This is a genomic window from Oryzibacter oryziterrae (assembly GCF_021864535.1).
Taxonomy (GTDB): Bacteria; Pseudomonadota; Alphaproteobacteria; order Rhizobiales; family Pleomorphomonadaceae; genus Pleomorphomonas; species Pleomorphomonas oryziterrae.
Window position 1 is genome coordinate 113,732 of record NZ_JAKJIC010000015.1, and the last position, 7,556, is coordinate 121,287.

Below are 7,556 nucleotides of genomic sequence, written 5' to 3' on the forward strand. Positions count from 1 at the left end.
GGTTGCGATCAGGCAAACAGGGCGTCGATGTCGTCCTGGCTGGCGGTGCCGTTCGCTTCGGGAAGGGCCGGACCGTTGAGCAGGGCCGCGTCGCCGACACGGCGGAGCGATTCGTCGGATTCGATGGTGGCGAAGGCTTCCATGCCGCCCCAGATCTCCATCATGCGGTTGACGCGGTCTTCGATGAAGCGAAGCACGTTGACCACCTTGGAAATGCGCTGGCCGGTCAAGTCCTGGAAGTTGCAGGCCTCGAAGATCTGCAGCACCTTCTCCTGAATGTCCGCGGCCATGGCCTGATTCTCGCCCTTGAGGTGAGCGTGCAGGTTGGTGGCGAACTCGTCGATGCTTTCAGTGGCTGTCAGGATCTGGTTGGTCGCCTGCTCGGTGCCGCCGACAACGGCGTCGAGTTCGTCGGTGACCCGGCTCATCTCCTCGCCCTTGAAACCCGACACGTGGAGGCTGGCGATCTCCTGCTTGGTACGGTTGATCGCCTCCTGGATTCCTTCCATTTCCACCTTCAACCGATAAGCCTCGGTGAACTGCTTGTGGTAGTCGGAAATGATATCCTTGGAGATGTCCTGCTGCGGCTTGATGAGCTTCTTGAGCTCATGGATTTCACGCAGGATGTCGTCCGAACGATCGTGTGCCCCAGCACTCACCGGGCCGCCCGTACCAGTGCCAACTCCAAGCATCGCCTCGATACGATATGCCTTGCGAGCCAACACCATATCTTTCTCCTCAAACGATCAGCCTGCAGGTGCCGAGGCCCTGTGCCATAGCCTTCTTGCTACTGCCCTTGAAACTAAGGCAGGTCCGGTTAACAACAGGTATTTCGAGGTTGTCATACCCTGCATTTTATTCAATTTGCGCACAATAACATTCCGTTAATCATATTTGTTTGCCTGCCATATACCATGATCTCAAACATCGGTGGGCCACGGGACACCAATTGCATTGCGTTAACCATTAGAACTCGAAAAAAACTTAACCATAACGTCGAAGCCGACCACATCACGCAGTTTTCCTGAAGATGGGGCCGGGCGGACGGAATGCCCTGCACCGACACTCTGCCTGCAGCTCATGTGGCTGACGGTGAGACATTGTCCGTGCCGCGGCGCGCCTTCCGCAAACCGGGTTCTCAACAAGGGCCAGACCGGTCCTTTCCGCACCAACAAGGGCTGCATACCCATGAAGCGTCTTGCTACCCTCCTGCCGATCGCCTGCCTTCTGGCCGGTGCCACTGCCCTTCCGGCCGCCGCGCAGTCGGGCCGCTACGTTCCGCCGCCGCCGATCGTGCTCTCGCCCAACCTCACCGAGCCCTGGGTGGCACAACTGACGCCGGGGACGATCCCAATCTATCCGCGTCCGGGCACGGTGCGTCTGCCGAATGCCGATCCGCAGCCGTCCGCTGTCGCCACGCCGGCCGTGGCCACGGGCCACATCACGCTGGACGGCAAGCACGCACCGCTCGATCCCGCCCTGCTGCCGCAGGAAGTGGACTATCAGGGCTCGGAGAACGCCGGCACCATCGTCATCGATACCACTGCCAAGTTCCTCTATCTGGTGGAGCAGGACGGCAAGGCCCGTCGCTATGGCGTGGGCGTCGGACGTCCGGGCTTCACTTGGTCGGGCGTTCACCACATCACCCGCAAGGCGGAATGGCCGGACTGGCACCCGCCGGTGGAGATGCGCCAGCGTCAGCCGAACCTGCCGGTGATGATGCCGGGCGGCCCGCGCAATCCGCTCGGCGCGCGCGCCATGTATCTGGGCTCGACCCTCTATCGCATTCACGGCACCGCCGAGCCCTGGACCATTGGCCACGCGGTGTCGTCGGGCTGCATCCGCATGCGCAACGAGGATGTCACCGATCTCTATTCACGTGTGAAGGTGGGGACCACCGTCATCGTGATGTGACGCCCGCAACAGGCGTCCGATCCGGTCGGCCCCCAGCTGCAACTGCCAGGGAACCGGGCAGTCTTGCCCGGTAAACTGCGGCATTTCAGTAACATGCCGACAAATAATCCAAAGCAGCCGGGGGCCGTATCGACACGGACGTGGCTCGCTGACTAGCTCTTCACTGCAAGTGATTCGCGAGGGCGTCCGACCGAATCACTCCACCGACTTCCCACTGACAGCCTTCTGGCGGTGATCACACCGTCGGAGACACGCTTCTTGAGACATGTGCGAACCCATGATCGATTTCCCTAAAGCAAAATCCATTGCCTTCGTCCTCGCGGTCGGTCTGTCGATGGCCGGTTGCGTGACAAATGGAACCAAGCTCGCCCTGACCGGCACCTCCACCGACACGGCGTCCACCCACAACAAGCTCGACGACGATCTGTCCGGACAGCAGATCCCGCCCAAGGACTTCCAGCGCGCGACGGTGGACTATGCCACCAAGGAAGCCCCTGGCACGATCATCATCGACACCAAGGAAAAGCACCTCTATCTGGTGGAAGACGGCGGCAAGGCCATTCGCTATGGCGTCGGCGTCGGCCGCGAGGGCTTCGGCTGGAAGGGCACCGTTGCCGTCGGCTCCAAGCAGGAGTGGCCGCGCTGGTTCCCGCCCAAGGAAATGATTGCTCGCGAGCATGCCCGCGGCCACATGATCCCGGACATGATGGAAGGCCAGATCGGCAATCCGCTGGGCGCCCGCGCCATGTATCTCTACGATCACGGCAAGGACACGCTGTTCCGCATCCACGGCACCTTCGAGCCGAACAGCATCGGCACCAACGCGTCGTCGGGCTGCATTCGCATGGCCAACTATGACGTGATCGACCTCTACGACCGCGTCAAGGTCGGCACCAAGGTCGTCGTGCAGTAATCTGGCCCGCGGACTGAAACAAAGAGCCCGGCTGCGTCTCGCGTGGCCGGGCTTTCTTTTTGGATATTCTGCCGACTGACCCCAGCCTCAGAAACCCGACATGCGCTTGTTGTAGGATTGCACGACACAGGCGCGCGGATCGGGCTTGTCGCCGCACTTGATCATCTGCTGGCGCCAGGACTTCTGCGACATCTTGAGTTCCGACACGCCGTCGGCGGGCGCCATGGACAGGACCTTGGCGAAGGTCTTGGCGAGCTTGACGTCGAGGGCGGCCAGTTCGTCGTCGCCGCAGATCATCTTTTCCACGTTGGACCTGGCGCCATCGCAATCAAAGCTGGGATCGGCCGCCAGCGCCGGTTCCCCCGACACCAACAGCAAGCCTGCCACCAAGACGAAACCCGAGCGCCGCATAGTCCCAACCGACCCTTTCCTGACGACCAATAAATATAACTCAATGCCTATGTTCCTCAAGTGGCCGCAATCAAATAATCATCACAAATGATACAAGACTTCTTCGAACCCTGCCAAAACCGTTTCAGAACATATTTCAACCAGGACCGCCATGCGTGGTCTGACTTACAGCCCACTGGGGCGCTTGCCGCCATGGGCCCAGTTCAACAACTCAACGGTATGAAGTACCGGTCCGACCGAACCTGACGACAACTGGATCAGGCAGCCGATGTTTCCAACCGCGACCACATCCCCAGAAGCGTCCGAAATCTTGGCGATTTTGCGATCCCTGAGGGCCTGCGAGAGATCCGGCTCAAGAATATTATAGGTGCCGGCAGATCCGCAACACATGTGTCCATCCGCGATGTCGCGGACGACAAATCCGGCAGCGCTGAGCAGAGACTTCGGAGCGGCCAGCACACGCTGGCCGTGCTGCAGCGAGCAGGCGGCATGATAGGCGACCGACAGGCCGCTTGGCGTGGCGGGTGGAGGAAGCTCAAGGCTTTCAAGGAATTCCGTCACGTCCTTTGCCAGTGCCGAGACACGGGCTGCCTTCGCCGCATAAGCCGGCTCGTGGCGGAACATGTGGCCGTAGTCCTTGATGGTTGTGCCGCAGCCAGAGGCGGTGACGAGGATGGCGTCGAGGCCCCTGGCCTCGATCTCGGCAGTCCAGGCGTCGATGTTGCGGCGGGCGGCGGCAAGGCCCTCGGCGTCGCGGCCCAGGTGGTGGGTGATCGAACCGCAACAGCCTTCGCCCTTGGGCAGGACGATTTCGACCCCGAACTTCGTCAGAAGTTCGACCGTCGCCTCGTTGATCTCCGGGCGCAGAACCGGCTGGACGCAGCCGGTGAGCAGGGCCACCCGCGCACGGGGTTTGTCTTTTCTTTCAAGGACATGACCAGGCCGCAGCCGTGTCGAGCGCACGCGCTTGGGTGCAAGGCGCAGGGCGGCAGCGAGCCGCTTGCCGGTTGCCCCGAACCGCGTCAGCAGGGGCGCGAAGGGGCGGGCAAGGGATGCCAGACGCAGCGCCGCGCGGAAGCGGCCGGGCGACGGCATGACGGTGGCGAGAAAGCCGCGCAACAGGCGGTCGGCCACGGGACGGCGGTGCGTCTCCTCGATGAAAAGGCGAGCGTGATCAACAAGATGCATGTAGTGCACCCCGGAGGGGCAGGTGGTCATGCACGAGAGGCAGGAGAGGCAGCGATCCACATGCAGGGCGGTCTCGGGGTTGGCCGGCTGCCCCTGCTCCAGCATGTCCTTGATCAGGTAGATGCGACCGCGCGGACTGTCGAGTTCGTCGCCCGTCAGTGCGAAGGTCGGGCAGGTGGCTGTGCAGAAACCGCAGTGAACGCAAGACCTTAGAATTTCCTCGGCATCCTTGATGCGCGGATCGGCCAGTTGGGCGAGGGAGAAGTTGGTCTGCATCAGATGCGCCCGGGATTGAGGATGCCGGCGGGATCGAACTCGGCCTTCAGGCGGGTCGACAGAGCCACCAGGACTGGCGATTGCGGTTCGAAAACAGGCACTTGATGGCGAACATCCTCCGGCGCCCGCATCAGCGTGGCGTGCCCTCCCCCGCACGCGGCAATGGCCGAGCGCAGGCGGGCGGTGCCCGCGTCATCATGGGGATCGACGGCGAGCCAGAGGAGACCGCCGGACCAATCGTAGACGATCTCGACTCCCGGGAGGGTGGCGGCAACAGCAGGGCCGGCGGTGGGGGCGACGGAGACGCGCCAGATGGCCTTCAACGGGTCGAACAGCACGCCTTCGGCATTGCGCACATGTCGCCATAATGTCGCCGAAGCCTCGCTGGAGACGACCTCGAATGTCGCGCTTGTGTCGCACGCCGTCACAAGCGCCTGCATGCGCGCCCGCACCGACGCCTCGAAGCCCTCGACGCGGATCAGCGTGACCGAGGTCTGGTAACCGAACCGGCTGGCAACGGCCAGCGGCAGGTGCGCGGCGCCGGAGACATCCTGCGGTGAGCCCATGGCACGGCACAGCGCGGCAACGGCGCTGACGTCGTCGAGACCGAACAGGCAGAGCGTGGAGACGGTCTCGGGCCGCGGCATCACCTTCAGCGTCACCTCGGTGAAAACCGCGAGCGTGCCGTGCGAGCCGCAGAGGCCACGCGGCAGATCATATCCGGTCACATTCTTGACCACGCGGCCGCCGGCCTTGAAGGCCTCCCCCTTGCCCGAGACGGCGCGAATGCCGAGGACATGATCGCGCACCCCGCCGGCGCTGATGCGGCGGGGGCCAGCGAGGTTAGCCGCGAGGAGCCCGCCGATGCTGCCCGGACCGGTGCCGTAGAGCGGCGCCAGATCGATCGGCTCAAAGGCCAGATGCTGGTTCTGTGCGGCGAGCAGCGCCTCGACCTCGGCCACGGGCGTGCCGGCACGGACGGTCAGCACCAGTTCTTCCGGCTCATAGGCGATGACGCCGGTGAGCGCCGACAGGTCGAGCGCCTGATGCTCGACCGGCCGGCCCAACCCGGCCTTGCTGCCGAGCCCGCGGGGCGCCAGCGGCACACGATCGGCAATGGCTTGCCGAACGATCTCCACCACATCGGCTTCGGTATCGGGACGAAGTGCATTCATGGAGGGAGAATGACCGCATTCTTGCACCGAGGAAAGAGGTTTGCGGCGAACGGGCGGAAGCCTCGCAGTCGGCGACGGTTCGCACCTGCCGGACGCATCCAACCGCCCTCACGCCGGACGCAGCCTCCATCGACCGGACTTGCGATCTGACGTTGTTGCGCCGGATCGTCTCCGAACGCACAGCCTTGCGCTTGATGCCCCGGCCCGCCGGTAGGCTGTCTCCTGCTGAAAGAATATCACCTAAAGCATTATGCAGCTCAAAATAGGTGCAGGTCACTGCATAAATGCATAGCTTTACCATAGCAGCGAACAGTCGCGCTTTACCATCTTCGACCATAAGCCTTTATCAACAAATCGCTTTTTGAGACAGGACAGCCTCGTTTACTTAATATAAAACAGTTTCAACCCTGCGCTTGCGTCCGCCGCCAAATCTCATATATTGCGCTGCGGCAACTCGTGAATGATGAATATCTCAGTGCCCTGGCGGCTTTTTGCTGCTTGTCGATGGCATCGCTTTTCGCGCTGACGACGAAGTGTTCGGACACCTCCCGGTCAGGAAGAGCGCCACTGTCGTGTGCGGGTTTTATGTGAATGTAACGAGCCTCCCGTATTGGGGCTTCTATTTCTTGTGACGGCGGGTGAATGAGCTTGTTTTTCGGCGAACAGGTCTGTTTGGAAGCGTCTGCGACGGCTGGTCTCCAGGGCCAGAGTCGGTGGTACGCCATCCGGACCCAATCGCGAAAGGACGCCCTGGCCGAACTCAACCTGAGACGCCAGAACATCCGCGTGTTCATTCCGCGCACGCTCAAGCGCGTATGCCATGCACGCAAGGTTGAGACACGAAAAGCCCCGTTGTTTCCCGGTTACGGCTTTGTCGAGCTGGACCTTGCACGTGAGGGCTGGCGGCGCGTAAACAGCACTGTCGGCGTTGCACACCTGATAACGGCCTTTGAGCGCCCCCTGGCTGTCCCCGTCGGCATCGTGGAGGACTTTCTGTCCTTTTCGGACACTGACGGCATTGTCGACCTTTCAAAGGGACTGGCGATCGGTGCCGAGGTGCGGTTGCGCAACGGGCCGCTTGCCGGCGCGACAGGGTTGCTCCGAGGCCTGGATGACAAGGGCCGCGTTGAAGTGCTGCTGCAGATCATGAACGGCCAGATCACGGTGAAGACCTCCAGAGAATTGCTGGAGACCATAATGTAATTCCCCTGCTCCTTTGTGGCCGTTCAGCCTCTCCGGTCTGGTTCCCAAGCCAGAGCGCTGACAGACACTCAAGTGCAGGACATGAAGACCAAGATGAATGCGTGCTTCGACCTCTTCGAGACTTGGCGAAAGACGAGATACCGAAGCACTGCATGATCGACGCATGACAACGGGTGCAGCACTGGCTTCACCCGAATGGCGGTAGCATGGCACTCTCAGGACGAGCTGTGTTGCTGGCACAGACATTTCGCCAAGAGGGGCCATCTGCCGTCAGAAAAGGCGCGAAAGACAGGATCCCAGGGTACCATCGCGTGGCCAGGCTGGTCACTCAAGTTTCTGAAACATCTGCGTTTGTGGAGTATTGGCTTTGAAGATCGTGATGATTGGGTCGGGCTATGTTGGCCTTGTGTCGGGCACCTGCTTTGCCGATTTCGGCCACGATGTGGTCTGCATGGACAAGGCGGTCGACAAGATCG

Annotated in this window: 8 protein-coding genes; 4 read left to right on the forward strand and 4 right to left on the reverse strand. The window is 61.8% G+C overall.

What is annotated here, in order from left to right:
• Nucleotides 1–8: 8 nt before the first annotated feature.
• Nucleotides 9–728, reverse strand: a complete 720-nt coding sequence (locus tag L2I41_RS16110) for a protein phosphatase CheZ (protein ID WP_237154603.1) — start codon at nucleotides 726–728, stop codon at nucleotides 9–11.
• A 460-nt stretch (nucleotides 729–1,188) separates the two neighbouring features.
• Here L2I41_RS16110 and L2I41_RS16115 point away from each other — a divergent pair, with 460 nt between their 5' ends.
• On the forward strand, nucleotides 1,189–1,914 hold the full coding sequence (locus L2I41_RS16115) for a L,D-transpeptidase (RefSeq protein WP_237154604.1): 726 nt from the start codon (nucleotides 1,189–1,191) through the stop codon (nucleotides 1,912–1,914).
• 277 nt (nucleotides 1,915–2,191) lie between these two features.
• Nucleotides 2,192–2,827, forward strand: coding sequence for a L,D-transpeptidase (locus L2I41_RS16120; protein ID WP_237154605.1), 636 nt, complete (start codon nucleotides 2,192–2,194; stop codon nucleotides 2,825–2,827).
• 87 nt (nucleotides 2,828–2,914) lie between these two features.
• Here the strand turns inward: L2I41_RS16120 and L2I41_RS16125 are convergent, their stop codons facing one another.
• The 3 genes from L2I41_RS16125 to glcE form a co-directional block, all read right to left on the reverse strand.
• Nucleotides 2,915–3,205 (reverse strand): lysozyme inhibitor LprI family protein, encoded by a 291-nt coding sequence (locus L2I41_RS16125; protein ID WP_237154606.1) that lies wholly within the window; start codon nucleotides 3,203–3,205, stop codon nucleotides 2,915–2,917.
• Nucleotides 3,206–3,403: 198 nt separating this feature from the next.
• Nucleotides 3,404–4,702 (reverse strand): glycolate oxidase subunit GlcF, encoded by a 1,299-nt coding sequence (glcF, locus tag L2I41_RS16130; protein ID WP_237154607.1) that lies wholly within the window; start codon nucleotides 4,700–4,702, stop codon nucleotides 3,404–3,406.
• Nucleotides 4,702–5,877: a glycolate oxidase subunit GlcE gene (gene glcE / locus L2I41_RS16135; protein ID WP_237154608.1), complete on the reverse strand. Its 1,176-nt coding sequence runs from the start codon at nucleotides 5,875–5,877 to the stop codon at nucleotides 4,702–4,704. The genes glcF and glcE overlap by 1 nt, the downstream gene beginning before the upstream one ends.
• Before the next feature lie 642 nt (nucleotides 5,878–6,519).
• Here glcE and nusG point away from each other — a divergent pair.
• Nucleotides 6,520–7,080 (forward strand): transcription termination/antitermination protein NusG, encoded by a 561-nt coding sequence (nusG, locus tag L2I41_RS16140; RefSeq protein ID WP_237154609.1) that lies wholly within the window; start codon nucleotides 6,520–6,522, stop codon nucleotides 7,078–7,080.
• 367 nt (nucleotides 7,081–7,447) lie between these two features.
• A partial coding sequence (locus L2I41_RS16145; protein ID WP_237154611.1) for a hypothetical protein occupies nucleotides 7,448–7,556 on the forward strand: 109 nt, incomplete at its 3' end.